The following is a 24450-nucleotide window of genomic DNA, read 5'->3' on the forward strand; positions in this document are numbered from 1 at the left end:
TGTTATTAGATTCAATTAGAGCATAATTTATTGCGCTTTACTTTGTTCCATTCACCGATTTTTATCCGGCATTCATCGGCTTTCTGACCGGAAATCATCAGAAAAGCCTGTAAGAGCACAAAGAAATGATGTATCTTTGAACCATCAATCATTAATCATAGAAACGATGGAACAGAAATCTAAATTCTCATCTGCTACAGTTTTCTCAGGAAAACTTCTGATAGCTTCATTATTTATCCTTTCAGGAATTTTGTTATTCGCCCGTAACATGGGTTGGATTACTGCTGAATTGTTCAATATAATAGTATCATGGCATTCTCTCCTTATCATATTGGGAATTTATTCGATGATACGCCGCCATTTTGTTGGTGGAATTATCCTTGTATTGGTAGGTGTTTATTTTCTGTTAGGAGGTCTTTCGTGGTTGCCTGAAAATTCTCAGGCAATGGTCTGGCCGCTGGCTTTGATCATAGCCGGAGTTTTATTCCTCTTCAAATCCCGCCACAGAGGACCGTGGGATGACAAACAGCGTATGTTTCGTGACCATAGAGAATGGATGAAGCATGGGCACCATGGTCATGCGGGCATGAACTTTACAGACAATCAGCAGCAATGTGAATCGGAAGATGGCTTTCTGCGTTCTGATAATACTTTTGGGGCTGCACGTCATGTAGTACTCGATGAACTTTTTAAAGGAGCAGTCGTCCGTACCTCTTGTGGAGGAACAACGATTGACCTGCGTCATACTCATATCGCACCGGGAGAAACATATATCGATATCGATTGTAGCTGGGGAGGAGTTGAAATATATGTTCCTTCCGACTGGAAAGTAGTATTTAAGTGTAATACTTTCTTTGGCGGCTGTGATGACAAACGCTGGCAAAACGGGAATATCAATAAGGAAAGTGTATTAGTCATTCGGGGAAGGCTTTCTTTCGGGGGACTGGAAGTTAAAGACTAACGTATGAAAGCACATCCGATTATAGATTATCCTTATCGCTGGGTGCCGATGCTGGTGGTAGCGCTGGTATTGGTTGTAGCTCAGGTAATGATAATGAGTGTATACACAGGCGCGGACTATGTGCCTGCTGTCATAGACGGAATAGCGACAATCGGTTGGTTGATGGCATTAGGTTATTTGGCCTGGTTTGTTGTCGGAGTAGTCTCTATCTTTCAGACGGAAGTCATTACTCTGGTGGCAGGAATACTGATCTGGATAGCCGGCAGCTTTATGGTTTACGATATTGTAACAAGAATAGCCGGTATACCTTATATCACTTTTGCATCTACCATCCCTTTTCGTCTGTTGTTTGGCATTCCGACCTGGGTCGCCATTCTTCTTTGGTATCGCTTGATTGTCGCTAAAGAAGATGCACTGAATCAGGAACTGGAAAAAGAATTGATAATGCATCAACCGGTTAGCCTGCCGGAAGAGCCGCAGACAGAGCAGATCGACCGTATCACAGTGAAAGACGGTTCGAAAATTCATTTGATTAAAACGGATGAATTAACCTACATACAGGCGTGTGGAGACTACGTTATGCTGATTACTCCTTCGGGGGAATATCTGAAGGAACAGACGATGAAGTATTTTGAGACTCATTTGCCTTCCGATACCTTTGTTCGTGTTCATCGTTCAACGATTGTCAATGTCACTCAAATCTCCCGTGTAGAACTGTTTGGGAAGGAAACGTACCAGCTTTTATTGAAAAACGGAGTTAAACTTCGGGTAAGCCTTTCGGGTTACAGGTTATTAAAAGAACGTTTAGGACTATAAGAAATAGCTATTTGATCAACGGATGATTCATTTTCGTTCATTATCAGCTAAAATTTGAGTGTCCATCAGGCGGCTAGCATTTAGAGTAATGAATGCTAGTCGCCTGATGGACACTTCTATTCTAATCCAAGCAAATACTGAAAATGACTAGTAGAAATTACTATGTAAAGTAAAATATGGAATTTTTGGTATTTTAATCCCAAAATCTCGTATCTGATATTTTAGTGATAAAATAGTGCACCTAAACGCTCAAAAAGTCCCCTCGCTTTATGTTTTATATAACTTCTTTTGCACATATGAAACAAAAAATAAGAACTATAAATCAGGAATATTAATGAATAAACATGAGATGATTCCTGTTTCAATTTTCCCCATGTTTTAACGATTGATTTGCATGTAACATAAGTATTGATTAGATAGTAATATGTATTAACTTTAAATTGAAATGAATGAAAAATTGTGTATTTATTAAGAAATGGAAAACGTGGTATCAACGCTTTCCTGTGCTTATTAGAACGAAGTTTATGGTAACTCCAGTCTTTTTCAGACGTTACCTGGTACAATATCCTTTTTGTGCTTGTCTTTTATTTTTGGGGGCGTGTACCGATGTCAAAGGGTTTACTAATATGGAGTTAGGTCCCTATGCGAAAGGACCGGAGGTATTAAAGGCTTTCCCTACAGCTGAAGGCTTCTGTAAAAATGCCACGGGAGGTCGTGGAGGAAAAGTCGTTATAGTGACCAATACCAACGATGACGGAGAAGGCTCTTTTAGATGGGCATTGCAGCAATGCTCACAAAACGAAGCAACTACTGTTGTTTTTGCAGTTTCGGGCAAAATAGAATTAAAGTCGGAAATCCGTTGCAAAGCTAAGAACTTCACGCTGGCTGGACAAACAGCTCCCGGTGATGGTGTTTGCATCATAAAGAATGAAATAAATTTTGGTGGTTCGGAGAACTTTATTATTCGGCATATGCGTTTTCGTGTCGGTGAAAAAGATGCGAGTGGAAAGGAACATAATGCCGCCTGTCTGCGGGTGGAAAATGCGAATAACTTTATAATTGACCACTGTTCCTTCAGCTGGGCTAGTGAAGAGAATACCGATTTTATTGATACTCATTTTTCTACAGTGCAATGGTGCATTTCCAGCGAGGGGCTTTATTATTCGGTCAATAAAAAAGGTGCACGTGCTTATGGTGGTGCGTGGGGAGGAACTTCATCTACTTATCACCATAATCTGTTTGCTCATTGTAATAGCCGGACACCATTGATGAATGGCGCACGGGGGAAGGATCCCGGACAGGATATCGTTGTTTATATGGAATATATTAATAATGTGAATTATAATTGGGGCAGTCAAATGGCTACTTATGGAGGTATGGACGAGTCTCAGGATCCGGAACATCACGGATGGTCATGTAACTTTGTGAATAATTATTATAAACCGGGGCCCGCTACGACAGCCCGGGTAAAAGAACTGAAATTCTTCCGGCAATCAAGTGCCCGTGAACCCAATAAAGCACCTTTACGTGCCGTTTCAAAGTGGTACTTTCATGGCAATGTAATGGAGGGTAATTCTCAACTGACTTCGGACAATTGGGAAGGTGTATATACGGATGGTAATTATCCTTATTCTATCGATGAGATGAAAGCTTCTTCTTTCATTATTCCTTCAGGGAAAGAGAATTATGAACAATATTGGTTCGACTGGGAATCATACACTTTATCTGACCAATATGAATCTGCGGAGAAAGCTTATCAATCTGTGTTGGCTGATAAAAGTGGTGCCGGCGCATTTCCCCGTGATAAAGTAGATGCGCGTATTGTAAAAGAAGTGAAGAGCGGACTTTGTACTTATACAGGAGCCGGAGACGCCAATAGTGGTGCTATCCCGGGCATAATAAATAGCCCGGATGAGGCTGAAGGTCTGGATGGACTGACATATAAAACCAGTGGAACCATTACGGATGCGGATCAGGATGGCATGGATGATGCCTGGGAGAAAAAGGTTGGTTTGGACCCTGCTAATCCGGAAGACCGTAACAGGACAACAGAGGTTGGTTATACAGCTTTGGAAGTATATCTTAATAGTCTGGTAGGTGAAAGTATTTCCTACAACTTTAAGAAGTGAAATCAGTGTTAATATTAAAATAGAATGCTATGAATTTATTGAAATTAATGACAGTAGGGTGCCTGTTAAGTTGTTTTTCAGGACTGATGACAAGCTGTTCGGACGATGATGATGCCGGCTCAAAAGTATTGTTACGACCGGTTACTGCTATGGAGATAGTGCAAAACAAGGCATATCTTAGTTGGAAAAGCGTAGAAGGAGCGACCGAATATATCGTCGAGGTGTATAAGGTGGTGAATAAAGGGGAAGAACTTTATAAGACGGAGACCGTGCCGGGTGACCGTTCTTCCTGTGTGATAGATTTAGACTGGGAAGAAAACTACAAGTTTAAGGTGAAATGTGAAGGTAATGGAAGGCTGTCCGGTTATTGGGAAACAGAGGTGACGGGTATTCTTTACCGTCCTTTGTCGATAGAGTTAGGAGAAGCTCGTACTATAGATACACAGGCTCTTATTTCGTGGACGCCTAATGATACTGTTGTGATTACAGCTCTGACTGCTGTTCCGATGGGACTGGAGACAGTTAATTCTCAAGATATAAAGGTTTATAACGTTTCTTCCGAAGAATATCTGGCCGGCTCCAAAATCATAGATGATTTAACTCCGGAGACTTCTTATCGTGTTAGTTTATATTCGGGTGATGAACAGAGTTCGGATACTTATCAGGCACGCATAGAAGTAAAGACAGCTGTAACCGAAAATCTGGATGAAGATTATGGGACGGCAAACCGGATAGATTTGCGTAACGAAGCATTTGATCCTGACTATTTTAATAAACTTGACTGGAACTCTCTGGCAGAAGGTACAACCTTTGTGCTTCCGGCAGGTAAGACGTACGTGTTGAATAGTGGAGAAACTGTTATTGAGTTTGCACATTCAGTTCATTTTGTTACTCCGCAAACGTTGGAAGATTATCCGACATTTAGTTTTGATAACGCTTTCCGTATAGTAGAAGGCGGAGTTGTAGACAAGGTTACTTTTAAACGCGTCAATCTTAGGGCTTCCAAATCATTAAGTGAGGTTGCTGATAACAGTTTGAGTGGTAAACAAGTGATTTGTCCGGAGTCCGATGTTTTTCTGATTAACACGATTGATTTCACTAATTGCTATATTGAGAATTTCCGTTCTATTGTCCGTTCAAAAAAGGCTACAGGAAATGTAGGAGCTATTGCTTTCAAAGAATGTACCATTAACGCAATCGGTAATCAGGGTATAGTTTCGACTGATGGCAAAAATGGAAATTACATCAATGATGTCTCTTTTGATGAGTGTACTATCACTAATATTTGCGGTATTGCAGATTTGCGGAATAGTAGCAGTGGAAAGAGTATTTCGATTACAAACACTACATTCTGTTATGCGCCGATGGAAAACTCCTTCTTATTCCGGGTAGATCCGAGTATTGCTGTCAAGATTGAAAATTGTGTATTTGGCGGTTCCATGAAAATAGATGGAAAACTTCCGAAATTTAATGAACTGGGGTCCGGAGGACAGGATGATTATACCGGCGTATATCCTTTCAGTTCGGTTAATAGTTTTCAGGCTAATGATCGTACCTCAAGCAAAGGAAACCTCGGACTGAGTGATTCTAAAATGTCAACTACCACTCTGTTCACTGCTCCGGGGACTAACAATTTTAAATTGAACGAGTTATTCACAGGTTGTTCCAGCGTAGGTGCTTCAAAATGGAGACGATGAACCGCGCATTAAATAATATATATAATATGAATAAACACATTGTATTGATGAAGTTCAAAAGTTCTTCATTCATTAAAAAGGTAGGAGTGCTATTGTGTTTCGTAGCATTTGCGCTGTCAGCTAATGCACAGACCCGAAAGGTTACAGGACAGATAGTGGACGAAAGTGGTCAGCCGATTATCGGAGCTACTATACGGTTACAGGATGCTACGACAGGTACTATTACTGATATTGACGGTCACTTTTCGCTGAATGTGCCGGATGGAAAAAAGGTGGTAATATCTTATATCGGATATCTGAAACAAGTAATCCTGCCGAAAGGCGATACTTTGAAAGTCATTCTTCAGGAAGATAACCAGAAACTTGATGAAGTAGTCGTAGTAGGTTACGGTAGTATGAAACAGAAAAACATTACCGGTTCCGTATCGACTATTTCTGCTGAAGAACTGGAAGATCTTCCGGTATCCAATCTTTCGGAAGCCTTGCAGGGAATGGTGAATGGCTTGAATGTACAGTTAGGCTCCAGCCGTCCGGGTACGAATGCCAATGAGGTTTATATCCGTCAGAACCGGACTTTCACCGGAATATCCAAGGATGGCGGTAATTCCACCCCTTTGATTATTATTGATGATGTCATTCAGTTAGGAACGAATGGACAGCCGAGTATGGAGCAGTTTAATATGCTGGACCCTTCGGAAGTAGAAAGTATAACAGTGTTACGTGATGCCAGTGCAGCGATTTACGGCTCTCGTGCTGCCAATGGTGCAATTCTTGTAAAGACCAAAAGAGGAAAAAAAGGAGTACCTGTCATTTCCTATTCAGGTAAATTTGCCGTCAATGATGCCGTTAGTCATTCCAAGGTGCTGAAAGGTTCTGCTTATGGACGTTTCTATAATGCTTTGGCGATAGGTTCCAATAAAGCGAGTGGTTATGACGACCTCGACGTACTGTATAGTGATATGGAATTGGCTGAGATGGACAACCTGAATTATGATTGGCTGGATAAAGCAGGCTGGAAATCGGCTTTCCAACAGACACATACACTGAATGTTACCGGTGGAAGTGAACGTGCTACATATTATGCCGGAGCTACTTTTTTTGACCAGGGAGCAAATTTGGGTGATCAAAGCTATAAGCGTTATACTTACCGTGCCGGTGTTGATGTGCGTTTAACGAATGATATTAAATTATCAGCCACGGTTGCCGGTAATGAGGGTAAATCCGATCAGATCTATACAAAAGGAGCCCGCTTTAAACTGTACGGGATGAGTGGAAGTACGGAAAAGTCAGACTATAGTGCTTTGCATCATATGCCCAATCATATGCCTTGGAGCGTGACGTTACCGAATGAAAACGGGCAAGATCAGGAATATTGGCTGGGACCTATCGAGAATACCTATAGTAGTCCGAGCTTTAATAGAGATTATGTCACTTCCTGGAATTATTTTGCGTTGAATAATAGTGGTTCGTTCAATAAAAACAGGAGCAACAGCTGGAATGCTGACATTTCATTGACCTACGAAGTTCCTTTTGTGAAAGGTTTGTCACTCCGTGCCACTTATTCGTCTTCGCACTCAAGTGAAGCAACCGAGCAGGCTAGCTTCCCTTATGAACTGGCGTATGTAGGCGGCAGAATGCCTGCCGACCAGCATTTAGTCTATACCATCCCGAGCAGTTCCTTTAAAACGGCTATCTTTGATAAGAACAGTACATTATCATTTAAAGATAAACAGGCGGAAAGACGTCAGATGAACTTTTACGTAAACTATGACCGTACGTTTGGCCAACATAGCATTTCGGCTATGGCTTCCATCGAGCGTTATGAATCATTCTATGATTCTCGTGATATTGAATATGCCGATCTGGCTCATGACATTTCTGATACTTATCTGGGAGTCGGTGGTCCCTCCATCGTCGGGCCGGACGGCAAGTCAGCTCTGGCTTCCGACAATACAGTGACGCTTAAAGGTGAATCGGGCTCGCTTTCTTACTTGGGACGTGTGGCATATTCTTATGCTGACCGCTATATGTTGCAGTTTATTTTCCGTTCGGACGCTTCGACTAAGTTTGCTCCGGAGAATTACTGGGGATTCTTTCCCGGTATCTCTGCAGGATGGATCATGTCTGAAGAATCATGGTTCAAACGCTCGCTTCCTTGGTTTGAATTCTTGAAGGTACGTGCATCCTGGGGACGTACGGGACGTGACAATATCAAGATGTGGAAATGGAAAGAACAGTACAAGATGGACTTGAAAGGAATGCAGTTCGGTGCCGAAAGCGGAAAGCCAGGTACCAGTCTGATCCCGCAGTCATCTCCGAACCGTAATGTGAAATGGGATGTTTCCGACAAGTTTAATCTTGGTTTTGATACTCGTTTCTTTGATGGTCGTTTAAGTGCGGTATTCGATTTCTACTATGATATCAATGATAACATCTTGAATCAGTTTATGGCTAGCCAACCGGGAATTCCCGTGTATGCCGGTGGTTCGTATGCTGAAGAAAATTTTGGCCGTGTTGATACATATGGCGGCGAGTTGTCTTTGACATGGCGTGACAAGGTAGGACAGGTGAACTATAATATCGGTATGGATTTCGGTCTGAACGGTAGTAGAGTAAAAGAGTGGGTGCCGGGTTTGCGCTATAACAAATATCCGTCCAGCTCAAGCTGGGAAGAAGGAATGTCTACATATCTGCCGGTATGGGGATTCAAGGTATGGAAAGGAACCTCGAATGGTGACGGAATTTTGCGTACGCAGGATGATATTAACAGGTACTGGTCTTATCTGGAATCATATACTCCCGAAGGCGGACAAACTAAATATCTGGATAAGACAAGTAAAGACGATTTGCGTCCGGGCATGCTGGCTTACCAGGATTTAGGGGGCGAAATGGTCAATGGAGTTCAACAAGGTCCCAACGGACAGATTGTATTGGAACAGGATTATGGAAAGTTATGTGAAAAGAATAAGACTTATAATGTCTCGACAAGACTGGGTGCCAGTTGGAAAGGACTTGCTATCAGTGCCAATATCGCTACTTCATGGGGTGGAGTACGCTTTATAGATCGTGCTTCTATGGGTGGTAATAAGAGTACAATGATATGGGCGCCGGATTCTTTCTGGGGAGATATGTTTGACGAAATGTACAATCCGAATGGTAAATACCCTAACTTGGGAACAGAATCTCTGATTTCCAGTTCAGCTATCGCCAACTCTGATTTCTGGATGATTAGTACCTTCCGTTGTTACATACGTAATCTGTCTGTCAGCTATACACTTCCTAAAAAGTGGATTGCTCCGTTGAAAATGTCGGCTGTCCGTCTGAATCTGACCGGTAATAATTTGTGGGATTTGTACAATCCATACCCTGACCATTACCGTAATATGTATGATGCTTCTTCTACAGATTATCCTACTTTGAGAACTTGGTCATTAGGTGTTAACGTTACATTTTAATAATTGTATCAACGATGAAAAAGAACAACTTTTTATATACAGGAACTTTAGCCCTCGGTATGTTTATGTTCGGTTGCAGTGATTCATTTTTGGATATGAATAATTACGGAGCTTATGATGATTTTAATTCTGAAACGAAAATCACCTGGTATCTGGCCGGATTATACCAGACAAGTTTTGAAAACTATACATCTCCGACGTCGCAGTATTTGGGATTGTATACTTCTTATGCGCAGGATTTTAACGAATTCACGGATGAGATGTGGGGAATCACGTCTACCAGCCGGATTGACCCGAGTACGCAATATTCGACCATTGATGATATAAAAACACAGACAGATGCTTCCAGCGGTAAAAGTTACGACCCGTTGTTTGCTGGTTATTTTGGCAAGGCACTAGGTTCAAGTGTTACGAACAATGCTTATACGCGTATACGTAACTGCAATATCCTGCTTCGTGACATTGATGCTTCCTCGGTTTCGCAGGATACCAAAGATAGGGCAAAAGGGCAGGCCCTCTTTCTACGTGCCATGCAGTTGTTTGATTTGGTTCGTATGTATGGTTGCGTACCTATTGTGACAACAGTGCTGAATGCTGAGGTGACCGATGCCGGACTGCCAAGAGCTTCTGTGACCCAATGTGTGGAACAGATTGTGAAAGACCTGACCGATGCGGCCGCTTTGTTGCCGGATGAATGGGGAACAAACGATTACGGACGTCTCACACGTGGCGGAGCATTGGCATACAAGAGCCGTGTGTTATTATTCTATGCCAGCCCCATCTTTAATAAGAATTGGAATGATCCGGGCAACCTTCGTTGGCAAAAAGCTTTGGAAGCTACTCAGAACGCTATTTCCGGTATTACTGCCAGCGGATTGGACGGTGTGACCGATGCTGCAAGCTGGAGTAGAATATTGGCGGATGACGATAATGAACATTCTAACAGAGAAACATTAGTTGTCCGACTATTGGCTAAGGAAAGCAACTCGTCATTAGGTTACAAGAATAATCGCTGGGAGAAGAATATCCGTTTGAGTTCTCAAGGAGGAAGCGGAGGAAAAGGTGCTCCTATTGAGTTGATCGATGTATTCCCTATGGCTGACGGTACACTTCCTGATGCCGCTCATCAGGTTACCGAAGGTAGTTTGCGCTTTATGGAAAACCGTGATCCGCGTTTCTACCAGACATTTGCCTTTAGTGGCTTGAAGTGGGGACATAAAGATGTCACCAATGATACTGTCTGGGCTTATCGTTGGCGAACTTCGGAGTCAACCACCAGCGGCTTTGCCTATAGTGAAGGAGTAAATATAACCAGTCCGGTATTCGTACGTAAGATGAGTGGACTCAATACTGCTTCTGCCAATAACTACGAAGCTTCGGGAGTACATATCTATGATTTCCGTTATGCGGAATTGCAATTGAATCTTGCCGAGTGTTATGCGGCGACCAATCAGATTGACTTATGTAAACAGGCAATCGGGAAATTGCGTGCGCGGGTTGGAATTTCTTCCACTAATAATTACGGTTTGGATACTTATGTGTTTGACCGGGCATCGGCATTGGCTGCCTGTTTGCGTGAACGTCAGGTCGAACTGGCATATGAAGGCAAAAGATATTGGGATATTTGGCGCTGGATGCTTTATGATGGAGGCCAGGGAGAAGCTATGCAGTTGAGTACCACTAATACCTGTTCATTCCTGGGAGTAACTCCGTTGACCGAAAGATATCGTACAGCTAAATATGTGGATGTAAAAGATGGATATACACCGGGCAGTAAAGATGTGTTGTCGGAACTGCGTAAGAATATATTTGCAGACCCTGAATCTGCCGATTTCCAGAAGCAACTTAAAGAAGTGGCTGATTTCTGGGAGTCTAATTTCCAGTACGGGGAGCCCAATGCGCAACCTGATAAGAACAACAGCAATGAATGGATTAAGATCGGATGGCGATCTAATTATTATATAATGGGTCTGTCAAAAGATATTTTGGACAATAACTCCTGGCTCGGACAGACCAAAGGCTGGACAGACCAGAATGGCGCTGCCGGAACTATAGATTGGCAAGATGATGAAACTCTGACCATAGATTAAAACTGTTTTCAGGATTAGATTAAGGGCCATAGTAAGGAAGAATTTTATAATACTTTTCTACTATGGCTTTTTTATGAATTATTTTCCGGAGATATACTTTGTTTGAGTACAATTTTAATAGACGAACAGGTAAATGACTATTTTTTACTCCTAATCTGTCAATAATTGAACTTAAGGGTAGTAGACTTCCATTACTTTTGCTTGTGAAATGGGAAAAACAGATCAATGAAGATATGAATATTTCTGTAAGTAGTTATCAATAGGAACCCGATAAAATAAATTAAAAAGAGATGAATGGAATTTTGAAAAAGGATTTGAGAGTCGTGCTGACAGGCGTTATGATATTTATATCATATCAGGTTTATTCAAATCCGGAAAGTGGAACAAAAGAACAGGGAGATGTATACAGGAATCTTCCGTTTTCAATGCCTGAAGTGAGCCAACCTTCCTTTCCCGATTACGAGGTTAATATCTGTGATTTCGGTGCACTCAGCGATGGTGTGACCTTGAACACAGAGGCGATAAACAATGCAATCAAGGCGGTAAGCTCCAAAGGAGGGGGGAAAGTTATCATACCCGAAGGACTATGGTTGACGGGGCCCGTCGTACTTTTGAGTAACGTTAATCTATATGCCGAGAAGAATGCTCTCATTGTATTTAGTAGCGATACATCTCTATATCCCATCATTGACGCTTCTTTCGAAGGGCTGGACACCAAGCGCTGCCAATCGCCGATTTCGGCAATGAATGCTGAAAATATAGCCATCACCGGCAATGGTGTTTTCGATGGGGCAGGAGATAGATGGCGTCCGGTCAAGAAAGACAAGATGACGGAACGGCAATGGAAAAATCTGGTGAGTTCGGGTGGTAAAGTGGATGAGAACGGAAAAGTATGGTATCCTGATGCGGGTGCTTTGAAAGCCTCTGTACTTGTAACCGGACAAAATAACGGGCAGAAAGAAATAACCGATGAAGAGTGGACTTACATGAAAACCTGGTTGCGCCCTGTCATGCTGAGTATAGTAAAGAGCAAACGGATTCTGCTGGAAGGAGTGACCTTCAAGAACTCACCGGGCTGGTGTATCCATCCTTTGTCCTGCGAATCTTTGACTTTGAACGATGTGAAGGTGTTCAATCCCTGGTATTCGCAAAACGGCGATGCACTGGATGTAGAGTCGTGTAAAAATGTACTGGTCACTAATTGTTTCTTTGATGCGGGGGATGATGCTATCTGTCTGAAATCGGGTAAAGATGAGGATGGACGCAGGCGGGGAGAACCTTGTGAGAACGTGATTATTAAGAATAATACGGTTTTGCACGGGCATGGCGGATTCGTTATCGGCAGCGAAATGTCCGGTGGTGTCCGGAATGTATACGTATCGGGCTGTTCTTTCGTGGGCACAGATGTCGGTCTGCGGTTTAAGAGTACCCGCGGACGTGGTGGCGTAGTAGAGAATATTTTCATAGATAATATCAATATGATTGATATTCCCAATGATGCTCTGACGATGGATTTGTATTATGCTGTCAATGACTCTCCGGAAACTCCGATACCGGATGTGAATGAGGAAACTCCTGTTTTCAGGAACATTTATATTTCAAATGTTCTTTGCAGAGGTGCGGGACGGGCAGTATATTTCAACGGGCTGCCGGAAATGCCTCTTAAGAATATCTTTATCAAGAACATGACTGTCACTAATGCCAAGAAAGGTATTGTAATCAATCAGGCTTCTCAGGTGAATATGGAGAATATTAAAGTGGAGGATCCCGAGACTCCGGGCATACAGATAGAAAATGCTACAGGCATCATTATTAACGGGAAAGAATATAAAAAGGATTCCGGAAAAATGCTGCTTTCCGGAGATCAGCGGAATTAACAGATTCGGAACTGTTACTAACTTGGTGGAACTTAGGGATAAACAAGTCTCCTGCTAGCTAAAATCTTTTATGTCTTTAGTCGTTTTTCTTTCGTAGCACCTAGGTGAGACGAATGTATCACTTAGGTGCTTCAGTTGTTTGACCTAGGTGCTACAATTGTCTAACCTAGGTGCTACGAAAGAAAATAGCCGGTTATGATGATTAATGAATGCGTACGGTCGGCTTCTTTCTTTTATTTATTCTTCTCTTTATATTCGGAAGGCGTGATACCTACTACCTTCTTGAAGCATTTACTGAAATACTTCGGGTCATTGAAACCGGTCATATAGGCTACCTGTGAGAAATTATATTCCCCGCTGTCTATTAGCTGTGCTGCACGTTTGATGCGTACTTCACGTATGAAGTCTACGGGAGTCAGTCCGATGATGGACTTCAGTTTCCGGTAGAAGATGGTGCGGCTGAGCATCAGATGCTCTGCAAATTCGTCGATGGTCAGTTCGGCATTATCCATCTGTTCTTCTATGAACTCCATTACCTTTTGCATGAATTGCTCGTCGTAGGGAGTAATCTGCGGTTGCGACGGGGTAAGAGCTTCTGCGACAGCTATTTCTTTTCCTTCCGTCAGTTTGGCCATATAGATTTCCTGCAAGGATTTGCGTTGGCGGAGCAGTGAAGCGATACGTGTTTTCAGATATGTGGCGCTGAAAGGTTTCGTGATATAGTCATCTATGCCTTGCTCCAATCCGGCAATCCGGTCATCCAAAGAGGCTTTTGCCGATAATACAATGATGGGAATGTGGCAGATGTTATTGTTTTCTTTGATTTGCCGAATCATCTCCAGACCGTCCATAACCGGCATCATTACGTCACTGATGATAAGATCGGGGATATTATCAACTGCGTGTTGCCATCCTTCTTTTCCGTTTGAAGCGGTGATTACAGTATAATTCTCAGACAAGATGTTTTTTAAGAAAGTTTTCAGTTCCTCATTGTCCTCAACCACCAATATAGTAAGCGTATCCGGAGCCGCATTATTCTCCATATCTTCTTTGTCTTCCGCTTCTGGTCTTTTCTCAGTCTGGAGGCTATTGTCCGGATGAGTAGCCGGACTTTGGCTGTCATTCAGAATAAATTCCACCTGACTATCTTGTTCGAAGACTTCCTTTTGAAGAGGCAGAGTTACCATGAAACGGCTTCCTGCTTCCGGTTCGCTCGTTACTTTGATTGTACCGTGATGCATATCGACCATTTCTTTTACCAATGACAGGCCGATGCCGGAAGACGGTTGGAGCATATTTTGCTGTGCCAGCGTTTCGAAGCGCTGGAACAAAGTACGTAGTTTAGTCGGTTCAATCCCGATGCCTTCATCCACCACAGAGATAGTCACTTTATCCGTCTGTTTTGTCACTTCTATTGTAATTGCCTTCTCAGCCGGTGTGTATTTGAATGCGTTGGATATCAGATTAAAGAATATCTTTTCAAACTTATCGCGGTCTATCCATGCATATATTGACTTAAGTTCGCTTTCCAACCGGAAATTAATCTTCTTTTCTTCTGCAATCAAGCGGAAGTTGATCATTACTTTTTCAAGAAGTGGAATCAGGTCTGTCTTCTCCACCAGCACTTTCATCTTCTGATTCTGTATCTTACGGAAGTCCAGAATCTGATTCATGAGACGTAGCATACGTTCGGCATTCTTTTGTACCACAGTCAGGTGTTCACGGGCTGTGGCGGATAAGTCTTCATTTTCCAGAACTTCATTGACCGGACTGCTGATCAGAGTCAGCGGTGTCCGGAGCTCATGAGATATGTCAGTAAAGAAACGGAGCTTGATATTGGATAGTTGTTGCTCGATATCCACTTGGTGGCGCAACCGATAAATATAAAAAAGAACATATACAATACTGCCCGTAAAGAGAACGAAGAGAATAATGTAGAGCAGCCATGCCCAGCCCGTCTCCCAGAAAGTGGGCAGTACGTTGATGGATAAAGTGCGGATATTGTCCATCCATACGCCGTCGCTGTTGGTGGATTTGATTTGCAGTTTATATTTGCCGTTCGGCAAGTTGATGTAGCTGGCAGAACGGTTCTTGTCCCCGTCATGCCATTCTTCTTCCAGTCCTTTCAGTCGGTATGCGTAACGGATTTCTTTGGAATCGACATAATCGAGTGCCGCAAACTGGAAAGTAACATTACGCTGAGAGGGGGTGAGGCGTAATTCTTTCAGATCGTCAATGGCGATGACGGAAGATTGCCCCTGCACTTTCAAACCGGTAAAGACAATGGGAGGCACATAGGAACTTTTCTGCATCTCTTTGGAAGAAATCTCAATGAAGCCCTTGTCTGTGCCGAATACGATTTGATTTCGAGCGTTGATCACCGGTGCCGCTTCTGAGAAGCTAAATTCCTGGTGCAGAGAGTTAAGCCCGTAATTCTCGAAAGTCTTTCTTTGAGCGTCGAATTTAGAAATGGCATTTTCCGAAAGAATCCATAAGTTGCCTTGTTGGTCTTCCTGCATGGCTTGTACCAAGTCCGAAGCCAGTCCGTCATCCGTTGTATATGTCTTGAACTCAATCTTGTTGCTGAGCAGGTTCTTGGATACGATTTGGCTGATGCCTCCCGTAAAGCTGGCTATATAGGTTCGTTTTTGCTTGTCGGTGTACGTATGCATCACATCATTTCCGCTCACGCTGGTACTTACTCCTGACTCGCAACAATTGCGATAAAACTTGATTTCTTCCGGTCTCTCAAATTGATTGGAGAAAGTCAGTAATCCGTTGGTGGTTCCTATTAACAGCACACCACCCGGCGCTTCGGATATGTGGCGGACTTTCGAAGCGTAGCCGGTCGGGTAATTCTTCAACTCATTATTGCTGTGTATAAATTCTGTCTTACCGTCCTTGTTGTAGGTTAGCAGATTGATTCCTCCGCCATAGCAGCCTATCCAGATACGTTTATGGCTATCTTGAAAAATGGAATATACGCTGTTACCACTCAAACTGTATGGCATATTCGGTTGGTGAGTGAATTGTTGTACGGAATAGGAGTCCGGCGACTTTTTCTTTAACAGATAAATGCCGTTTTCCTTTGTTCCTATCCAGATATTGCCTTCATGGTCTTCAAGAAAGCAATATACGCTTGTAAAACTCTGTTTGTTTTTGCTTATTTTTCCTTGTGGCGTCAGATAGCCTTCCAACTGTCCGTCCGGTTGGTACACTCTGATCACCTGTGCCTTCGAAGAAACCCACAGCCTCTTTTCACTGTCGCATAAAAAAGCGCGGGTCTCGAATCCATTGTCAATATGTACCAGATTATAGGTATGTGGAAAGAAGGACAATTTGTAAATGCCACGTGTACTGGTCAGCCAGCAGTTGCCTTGATTGTCCAGTGTGTAAAAGCGGACGAGCGGACTGAAAACAGACTTCGGATTGTTGCTGTCCTTCAGCATGGGTTTCAGTTCTTTGTTTTCACGGTCATAATAAGACAGATTCCCTTCCGGGGGGAGAACCCATAACGTGTGTTGCCGGTCTTCAAAGATCACATTCTTATTTTTCCGTTCATATCTGATCACTTCGTCGGCCGGTGTGAACAAATGCTGCATTTCCTTGGTGGATGGATTATAACGGATCACTCCTGTCGTTTGGGGGAATATCCATAGTTCCTTGTAATGGTCTTGATAAACTGACTGTACGACGTTGGAAGGTTGCGTTGATGTGCGTATATCAATCAACTGAAATTCTTTTTCTTTTATCTTATAAATAATCAGTCCGTTATCTGTAGCCAGCAAAAGTGTATTGGAGTCAAACTTCTTGACTTCGTTAATCATCGAAACATGATAAGGAATCTCTATGAATTTGAATTGTCTGGTCTTAAAGTTGTAAGAGGCCAATTTGTCCGATTGGGAAACCAGATAAATAATTCCATCCGCTTCTTTAATATATTGGAACGGGAAATCGCTGTCTACCTGCTTCTTTCCTATGATAGAAATTCCTTTGTTGGTCAGTATCCATTCATCTCCTTCGGAATCTTCGAAAACGGTATATATCTTGTCTCCCTTCAAGTTTTGTTTGAAGGAACTGTACAGAGTGATTCCTTTCCCCTGTTTGCAAAGTTGGTCATCTATGCGGATGGCGGCACATTCGTTTTGAAAGGTGATCCATGAGATTCCTTTGGAAAGGGTATAAATATGGTCGGCATAATTATTCGTTATCATCGTTTCTGCTACTGAACCTAAAATGTCGATGAACTTCTCTGTCTGATTGTCGAACATATACACCCGTCCGTCATAGGCTTGGCACCAGATATCCCCATATTTCGTTTCCGCTATCTGACTGATCCGGTTGGTATTCAGAATATAGCCGTCTTTGTAAGATGTCTTATAGTTTTTGAATGTATATCCGTCGAATTTATTCAGCCCGTTCCAGGTGCCGAACCATAGGAATCCTTTTTTGTCTTGTATGATTGTCTGTACTATTCCTTGTGACATTCCGTCATTGACGGAATAATGCTTGATCTGATAGGTAGGCTGGGCCGCTAATATGCAAAAGTTAAAAAGAGAAATAAGAAGGAGCCATGCGCGTTTCATAATATCGGTGTTTTTTGTTAGAACAAAAATAAGTAAAAGGATGGAAAACAAGAAGCCCGGACGCTACATTGAACGGATAATACGAAAGTTTGCCTATTTTTTCCTCCCTTTCGCTGTCTTGTCTGCCAGCTTATGCTAAAAATCCTCTTTATATTCTGTTTTTAGAACATAAAGAGGATAGTTTATTGACGAGAGTCGCATGGGGTATGGTGAGATGAAATCATAATTGGGGAATAATTGCACAAGACTTTCACAAGTATCCTCCCGTCAATGCTTAAAATCACACAAAACTAACTAAATAGTTTCTGCTTTCGCAATAAATATTAATTTATCTTATGCACTTTATGTTTTTTTTAATATATTGAAGATATTTTGGGGCGTCTTTCCGTAACTCGCTGTTTTTTCTTATGTTTGCCACACAAATAACAAATGAATTAAATAGATATGTCTTATCAAATACAATATAATGATTTCCCAACCTTTCTGCGAAAGTATTTTCCTTACAAAGTGCAGAAAATATCATTAAATGCCGGCTTTACTTGTCCCAATCGGGATGGGACGAAGGGATGGGGCGGTTGTACGTATTGCAATAACCAGACTTTCAATCCGGACTATTGCCGGACGGAAAAGTCGATTGCTACCCAACTGGAGGAGGGGAAATGTTTCTTTGCCCATAAATATCCGGAGATGAAATATCTGGCGTATTTCCAGGCATATACCAATACTTATGCAGAACTGGAAGGACTGAAACGTAAATATGAAGAGGCGTTGCAGGTAGACGGAGTAGTAGGATTGGTGATCGGTACGCGTCCGGATTGTATGCCGGAAGAACTGCTCCGGTATCTGGAAGAACTGAACCGTCATACATTTCTGATGGTGGAATATGGTATTGAGAGTGCCAGTGATGAAACTTTGCGGCGTATCAATCGCGGACATACGTATGCGGATACGGTAGAGGCTGTTCAGCGTACCGCCGCCTGTGGCATACTGACGGGCGGGCACGTCATCCTCGGCCTTCCGGGAGAGACACATGATACAATGGTGGAGCAGGCAGGAATCCTTTCCGCGCTTCCTCTGTCCACACTCAAAATTCATCAGTTACAGTTGATTCGTGGTACTCGCATGGCGCATGAATACGAAGAGAATCCGGAAGGTTTTCATCTGTTTACGGAAGTGGACGAATATATTGACCTGGTGATTGACTATGTAGAGCATCTCCGTCCGGATCTGGTACTGGAACGTTTTGTTTCGCAGTCTCCCAAGGAACTACTGATTGCTCCGGACTGGGGACTGAAGAATTATGAATTTGTAACTCGTTTGCAAAAAAGAATGAAAGAAAGGGGAGCTTATCAAGGTAAGAAGTACAGGGATTCAGAAAAAAGAGTTATTTTTGCGGAAGATAACTTCACCACAGAATAAATCTCTGTCCTCAGAGGATCATAGCTGGTGAGCAGAAATTAATTAAAGTTGAAGAATGGAACAGAAAACAAGAATTAAAGGAAATGTCCACTATGTGGGAGTAAATGACCGTAATAAACACCGTTTTGAGGCGTTATGGCCGTTGCCCTATGGAGTTTCGTATAACTCTTATTTGATTGATGATGAAATGGTGGCGTTGGTGGATACTGTAGATATCTGTTATTTTGAAGTCTACTTGCGCAAGATCAAGCAAGTAATCGGCGAACGTCCTATTAACTATTTGATTATAAATCATATGGAACCGGATCATTCGGGCTCCATCCGATTGATTAAACAGCACTATCCAGATATTATTATTGTCGGCAATAAGCAAACCTTCGGCATGATTGAAGGATTCTACGGTGTTACCGGCGAGCAATATCTGGTGAAAGACGGAGACTTCCTTGCATTAGGCAAGCATATGCTTCGTTTCTATATGACCCCGATGGTGCACTGGCCCGAAACGATGATGACATTTGATGAAACGGACGGAATTCTTTTCTCCGGTGACGGATTCGGATGCTTTGGCACTGTAGACGGAGGATTTTTGGATACCCGTATCAATATAGATAAGTACTGGGGTGAAATGGTGCGTTACTACTCCAATATCGTTGGCAAATACGGTAGTCCGGTACAGAAAGCCCTGCAAAAGTTGGGAGGACTGCCCATCACTACCATTTGCTCTACACACGGACCGGTATGGACAGAGAATATTTCCAAGGTGATCGGTATCTACGACCGCTTGAGCCGTTATGATGCGGACGAAGGTGTGGTTATCGTATATGGCAGTATGTATGGAAATACGGAACAGATGGCGGAAGCTATTGCTGCGGAACTCTCAGCACAGGGAATCAGAAATATTGTGATGCACAATGTGACGAAGAGTCATCCTTCTTATATCCTTGCAGATATTTTCCGTTATAAAGGATTGATTGTCGGTTCTCCGACATACAGTAATCAGATATTCCCGGAAGTGGAATCGTTATTGTCCAAGATTCTGGTTCGTGAACTCAAAGGACGTTACCTGGGATACTTCGGTTCCTTCACCTGGGCAGGAGCTGCTGTGAAGCGTATGGCTGAATTTGCGGAAAAGAGTAAGTTCGAGCTGGTAGGCGATCCGGTAGAGATGAAACAGGCGATGCAGGATATTACCTATACCCAATGTGAGAACCTGGCACGTGCGATGGCGGATCGCTTGAAAAAAGACCGCTAAATAAAGAATGAACAATTATTTACTAACCTATAAAACAATCGACTTATGAGACTTATTATTCAGCCGGACTATCAGTCCGTATCTCAGTGGGCTGCACATTACGTTGCCGCAAAAATAAAAGCTGCCAACCCAACTCCGGAAAAACCTTTTGTATTGGGCTGTCCTACGGGATCTTCACCTCTGGGTATGTATAAAGCTTTGATCGATTTAAATAAGAAAGGAATCGTTTCTTTCCAGAACGTCGTAACATTCAATATGGATGAATATGTAGGCTTGCCGAAAGAACATCCGGAAAGCTATTACTCTTTTATGTGGAATAACTTCTTCAGCCATATCGATATCAAAAAGGAAAATACGAATATCCTGAACGGTAATGCTCCCGACCTGGATGCAGAGTGTGCACGTTACGAGGAAAAGATTAAGTCTTATGGTGGCATCGACCTTTTCATGGGTGGCATTGGTCCAGACGGACACATCGCATTCAACGAACCGGGTTCTTCACTGACTTCCCGTACCCGTCAGAAAACGCTGACTACGGATACAATCATTGCGAACTCCCGTTTCTTTGACAACGATATTAACAAAGTTCCGAAGACAGCTCTGACTGTTGGTGTCGGCACTGTGCTTTCTGCCAAAGAAGTGATGATTATCGTAAATGGTCACAATAAAGCTCGCGCATTGTATCATGCAGTAGAAGGTTCTATCACTCAGATGTGGACTATCAGCGCTTTGCAGATGCACGAAAAGGGTATTATCGTTTGTGACGATGCTGCTACGGAAGAGTTGAAAGTAGGTACTTATCGTTACTTCAAGGATATCGAAGCAGGTCATCTGGATCCGGAATCATTGATCAAGTAAGAAATATTCAGGCACGGATTACACGGATGAACGCGTTTTTTTTAGATACTCAATCTCTTAAAACCGTGCAATCCGCGAAATCCGTGCCTGATTTATATATTCTCTAAGTAAACAGTCTTCGGGATTAAATCCCTTCCAGCCAGCCTTTTCCCTGACGAACGATTTCCGGTTCATCTTCTGTGCACTTCACTACTGTAGAAGGTTCTATACCTCCTATTCCTCCGTCGATCACCAGATCCACGATATCGCCGAACTTTTCGTCAATCAGTTCGGGATCGGTCATATATTCCAGATCTTCATGCTCATCGTATGGCAGTGTGGTGGTCATAATAGGAGCATCCAGTAAGCGGGCGATTTCACGAATGATGTTGTTGTCCGGCATACGGATACCCACCTCTTTTCGGTTGCGGAAGATTTTGGGCAGCCGGTTGGTACCATTCAGGATAAATGTGAACGGACCGGGGAGATTATGCTTCATGAGCTTGAACTCATTATTACCCACTTTGGCATACTCGCTGATACTGCTTAGATCGTAGCAGATGATAGACAGGTTGTTTTTGCGCGGATCAATATCCTTGATCCGGCAAATCCGTTCGATAGCACGTTCTTTCAGCCCGTGGCATCCGATGGCGTACATCGTATCCGTAGGATAGATGATCAGTCCGCCGTCGTTCAGGATGTCGGTTACCCGTTGCAAGTCCTGCGGGTTATTGTTTTTATCGTACAGTTTCAGAAGCATACTCTCTTCTCCTTTTCTTATTTAAGTTTCTTCTTTAAGAAATCAAGTGCTTTCTCTGTAGCTTTTTCCGTCACTTTCTGTTTGATGGAATCTTTGTTGGCAGTCGTGGCTGAATCCAGTCCGAGCTTTTGTCCCAGTTTGCTGATCGCTTCGTCGGCTACGGATTCAAGTGCCTGATTGGCCATACTCTTTGTATCGACACTGACTTTCGGGGAAGTGAATGAACCGCCGATCTTCAGATCGAGTGTCATCAGCTTGGAAATGCCGGTGGATGCCGGAAGCTTGATCTTGCCGGAGTAGTCGATGGTCTGGTCAAGTCCTGTGCTACCGGAAAGATTCAGATTATAGTCACCCATTTTGATATCAAACGGTTTGGTTTCCACCCGTCCGTCTTTGATGGTGAAATCCAGTGTCATATCTTTCACTTTCATTTCTTTCAGACTCGGTTGGCTGATGGCATCGGCTATCTGGTCGATTGCTTTCACACCACTCAGACTGAGGTCGCGGGTAGACAAGCTGCCGTCTCCTTGCATCGTTTCCAGTATCGGGCTCATAGCTGCGTCCAGGTCGGTCAGCACATTGATGCTGCCGGAGAAGTTTCCTTTCAGGTTCTCAAAGATAGGAGCCAGTTGCTGAACCATATCCAGTTCTTTGTATGCCTGTGAGAAGCTGATATCCGACAGTTTGAATCCGGCTTTCATTTCCGGTTTCTTCGCATTGGCGGTAGAGTAATATCCGTTCATCACCACGTTGCCGCCCATGGTACCCATAGAAAGGTTCTTCATATCTACCTTTCCGTCTTTGACAATAAGTTTACCGTTCATATTGTTGAATGTCATCTTGTCAAACAGCACCTGTTTCAGATTGGCGTCCATCTGGAAGTCGATATTGCGCGGAACTTCTATCACGCCGGCAATTGCCGTGGAGTCTGTGGCAGCTGCTTCGGTAGTTGCCACGCTGTCTGCGGAGGCTGTCATGAAATCATTCAGATTGAAATAATTGGAATGAATGTTCAGCGTTCCTTTCAGTGTAGTACCTTTCAGAGCGTAGCCGATATAGTTCTCGAAACGGCTGTCGGCAGTAATATCGTTCTTACCAATATTGACCGTCGTTTCGCTCAGTTGCAGATATTTCGGGGTGAAGGTAAAGAGTGATTTCTTGATATCCACATCCGGCATATCCTGCATTTTCAGTTTCATATTGGTCAGACCGATGGTTCCGGAGGCTTTCATGTTGTCGTACTGTTCTTTCTCTATATAAGAAAGACGTCCGGACATTTGCATATCGGCGTTGATGGTTCCGTTCAGTTCCATATCTCCCAAAGGATATACCTGTTTGATCATACCCAGGTCGAGGGTACCTTTTGCCTCTGCTTTGAAATCGGGGTCGCTGATCGGTGTTTTCACGTCCGCAGTCAGACTGAAAGGATTTCCTGCCAGACGGAAACTGAACGGGTTGATTTGGATGGTGGTCAGGTCTATATTTCCTCCCGGATTTCGGACGTTGGCATTAATGTTGATCTGATCGACTCCTGCAGGCAATGCCGGATAACGGAACATAGCGTTCTTGACTTGCATGTCGATGTTGAATGCGGGGACAGTATCTCCTTGCAGCGTACCTTTGGCTGATGCGGCAAGAGTAGCGGTTCCGTCTGTTTTCAGACTGGAGAATTCCGTTGCGTAAATGGCGGGAATCAAAGACAGTATTTCCTTGAAGCCTACATCATTGGTGTTGAGTTTGAGATCCATGTCGATAGCGGGATCTTTCAGTTCCACCCAACCGTCGATACCTGCCTGAATGGCGTTGAGGCGAATGGTATTGTCTTTCAGTGTATACTTGTTGTTGGCAAGATCGGCGTCTACATCCATCTTGGCGGAGATGTTGGCGTTTGCAAGGAAAGGAATGCCATTCATCTTGTAAGTCAGTGATTTGGTTTCCGCTTCCAGTTTCAGCGTAGTGCGGTCACTGCCCAGGTCACCGGCACAAAGGGCGTTGAAATCACGGATGTCGGCATACATTTTACCTTGCTGGTCGTCATAAATCAAATTCATGTTCTTGATGACAAAACGTTGCAGCTTGACTTTGAAAGGAGATGAATCTTCTTCCGCGGCAGGCGTTTCCTGCGTGTCTGTCGTGTCGGGCTTCATAATATCCCAGTTGGCACGACCGTCCGGCAGGACAATGGCGTGCAGGCGGGTATCTTCTATGAATACTTTGGAGATGTCATAACCGCTGTCTCCGAAAAGGGAGAACAGATTGATGGTGGCAGTTACCTCTCCGGCTTGTACAAGGGTATCATTTGCGAATTCTCCCGCGCCTTTCAGCCAGAAATCTTCGAGAGTGACAGAAGCCTGCGGAAAGTTGCGGAACAGGCTAATGTTGAGTTTCTTGAAATCAAATTGTGCATTGAGCATCTTGTTGCCTTCTGTTTTTACAATACCTGCTATCTTACCTTGGAAGGCGAAAGGAAGGAGGAGCATCAGAATGATTATTACCCCTACGACGATAGCTGCGATTTTCAAACCTTTTTTCATTTGCTTTTCTTTTAAGAGTTTGACGTACATACGAAGG

Annotated in this window: 13 protein-coding genes; 10 read left to right on the forward strand and 3 right to left on the reverse strand. The window is 43.2% G+C overall.

Annotated elements, in window-relative coordinates:
* The first annotated feature begins 166 nt into the window (after window positions 1-166).
* The 7 genes from ACHLI0_RS18975 (at window position 167) to ACHLI0_RS19005 (ending at window position 13025) form a co-directional block, all read left to right on the forward strand.
* Window positions 167-961, forward strand: coding sequence for a LiaF transmembrane domain-containing protein (locus ACHLI0_RS18975; RefSeq protein WP_011109111.1), 795 nt, complete (start codon window positions 167-169; stop codon window positions 959-961).
* A 3-nt stretch (window positions 962-964) separates the two neighbouring features.
* Entirely contained in the window at window positions 965-1777 is an 813-nt protein-coding gene (locus ACHLI0_RS18980) for a LytTR family DNA-binding domain-containing protein (RefSeq protein ID WP_259022533.1), read from the forward strand.
* Between the two features lie 626 nt (window positions 1778-2403).
* Window positions 2404-3906 (forward strand): pectate lyase family protein, encoded by a 1503-nt coding sequence (locus ACHLI0_RS18985; RefSeq protein WP_490749830.1) that lies wholly within the window; start codon window positions 2404-2406, stop codon window positions 3904-3906.
* Window positions 3907-3935: 29 nt separating this feature from the next.
* Window positions 3936-5603 carry a hypothetical protein gene (locus tag ACHLI0_RS18990; RefSeq protein WP_490749831.1) on the forward strand — a complete coding sequence of 556 codons (1668 nt, stop codon included), beginning with the start codon at window positions 3936-3938 and terminating at the stop codon, window positions 5601-5603.
* Window positions 5604-5629: 26 nt separating this feature from the next.
* A complete protein-coding gene (locus ACHLI0_RS18995; protein WP_490749832.1) occupies window positions 5630-9058 on the forward strand; it encodes a SusC/RagA family TonB-linked outer membrane protein in 3429 nt (1142 codons plus the stop codon).
* 14 nt (window positions 9059-9072) lie between these two features.
* Window positions 9073-11148, forward strand: coding sequence for a RagB/SusD family nutrient uptake outer membrane protein (locus tag ACHLI0_RS19000; protein ID WP_490749833.1), 2076 nt, complete (start codon window positions 9073-9075; stop codon window positions 11146-11148).
* Window positions 11149-11438: 290 nt separating this feature from the next.
* A complete protein-coding gene (locus ACHLI0_RS19005; protein ID WP_490749834.1) occupies window positions 11439-13025 on the forward strand; it encodes a glycoside hydrolase family 28 protein in 1587 nt (528 codons plus the stop codon).
* A 233-nt stretch (window positions 13026-13258) separates the two neighbouring features.
* On the opposite strand, the gene ACHLI0_RS19010 is transcribed toward ACHLI0_RS19005, so the two are convergent.
* Window positions 13259-17611 carry a hybrid sensor histidine kinase/response regulator transcription factor gene (locus tag ACHLI0_RS19010; protein ID WP_490749835.1) on the reverse strand — a complete coding sequence of 1451 codons (4353 nt, stop codon included), beginning with the start codon at window positions 17609-17611 and terminating at the stop codon, window positions 13259-13261.
* Between the two features lie 444 nt (window positions 17612-18055).
* On the opposite strand from ACHLI0_RS19010, the gene mnmL reads away from it, so the two are divergent.
* The 3 genes from mnmL to nagB are packed head-to-tail and all read left to right on the forward strand — an operon-like array spanning window position 18056 to window position 21140.
* Window positions 18056-19030, forward strand: a complete 975-nt coding sequence (gene mnmL, locus ACHLI0_RS19015; RefSeq protein WP_490749836.1) for a tRNA modification radical SAM protein MnmL/YtqA — start codon at window positions 18056-18058, stop codon at window positions 19028-19030.
* 55 nt (window positions 19031-19085) lie between these two features.
* A complete protein-coding gene (locus ACHLI0_RS19020) occupies window positions 19086-20282 on the forward strand; it encodes an FprA family A-type flavoprotein (RefSeq protein ID WP_490749837.1) in 1197 nt (398 codons plus the stop codon).
* Between the two features lie 45 nt (window positions 20283-20327).
* Window positions 20328-21140, forward strand: coding sequence for a glucosamine-6-phosphate deaminase (gene nagB, locus ACHLI0_RS19025; protein WP_008761009.1), 813 nt, complete (start codon window positions 20328-20330; stop codon window positions 21138-21140).
* A 124-nt stretch (window positions 21141-21264) separates the two neighbouring features.
* Here nagB and ACHLI0_RS19030 read toward each other — a convergent pair whose 3' ends face one another.
* Together ACHLI0_RS19030 and ACHLI0_RS19035 are read right to left on the reverse strand one after the other, a co-directional pair.
* Window positions 21265-21879 (reverse strand): L-threonylcarbamoyladenylate synthase, encoded by a 615-nt coding sequence (locus ACHLI0_RS19030; RefSeq protein ID WP_008761010.1) that lies wholly within the window; start codon window positions 21877-21879, stop codon window positions 21265-21267.
* Window positions 21880-21896: 17 nt separating this feature from the next.
* Complete coding sequence (locus tag ACHLI0_RS19035) at window positions 21897-24413, reverse strand: AsmA family protein (protein WP_490749838.1); 2517 nt, start codon at window positions 24411-24413, stop codon at window positions 21897-21899.
* Between the last annotated feature and the right edge of the window lie 37 nt (window positions 24414-24450).

The sequence above is a fragment of the Bacteroides sp. RCH18 genome (assembly GCF_058231005.1).

Excerpts from the sequence above, each read along its gene's own strand:
- mnmL (WP_490749836.1), top strand. The coding sequence starts at position 18,056 with ATGTCTTATCAAATACAATATAATGATTTCCCAACCTTTCTGCGAAAG.
- ACHLI0_RS19005 (WP_490749834.1), top strand. The coding sequence starts at position 11,439 with ATGAATGGAATTTTGAAAAAGGATTTGAGAGTCGTGCTGACAGGCGTT.
- ACHLI0_RS19010 (WP_490749835.1), bottom strand. The coding sequence starts at position 17,611 with ATGAAACGCGCATGGCTCCTTCTTATTTCTCTTTTTAACTTTTGCATA.
- ACHLI0_RS19000 (WP_490749833.1), top strand. The coding sequence starts at position 9,073 with ATGAAAAAGAACAACTTTTTATATACAGGAACTTTAGCCCTCGGTATG.
- ACHLI0_RS19035 (WP_490749838.1), bottom strand. The coding sequence starts at position 24,413 with ATGAAAAAAGGTTTGAAAATCGCAGCTATCGTCGTAGGGGTAATAATC.
- ACHLI0_RS19030 (WP_008761010.1), bottom strand. The coding sequence starts at position 21,879 with ATGCTTCTGAAACTGTACGATAAAAACAATAACCCGCAGGACTTGCAA.
- ACHLI0_RS18995 (WP_490749832.1), top strand. The coding sequence starts at position 5,630 with ATGAATAAACACATTGTATTGATGAAGTTCAAAAGTTCTTCATTCATT.
- ACHLI0_RS18990 (WP_490749831.1), top strand. The coding sequence starts at position 3,936 with ATGAATTTATTGAAATTAATGACAGTAGGGTGCCTGTTAAGTTGTTTT.
- ACHLI0_RS18985 (WP_490749830.1), top strand. The coding sequence starts at position 2,404 with ATGGAGTTAGGTCCCTATGCGAAAGGACCGGAGGTATTAAAGGCTTTC.
- ACHLI0_RS18980 (WP_259022533.1), top strand. The coding sequence starts at position 965 with ATGAAAGCACATCCGATTATAGATTATCCTTATCGCTGGGTGCCGATG.
- nagB (WP_008761009.1), top strand. The coding sequence starts at position 20,328 with ATGAGACTTATTATTCAGCCGGACTATCAGTCCGTATCTCAGTGGGCT.
- ACHLI0_RS19020 (WP_490749837.1), top strand. The coding sequence starts at position 19,086 with ATGGAACAGAAAACAAGAATTAAAGGAAATGTCCACTATGTGGGAGTA.
- ACHLI0_RS18975 (WP_011109111.1), top strand. The coding sequence starts at position 167 with ATGGAACAGAAATCTAAATTCTCATCTGCTACAGTTTTCTCAGGAAAA.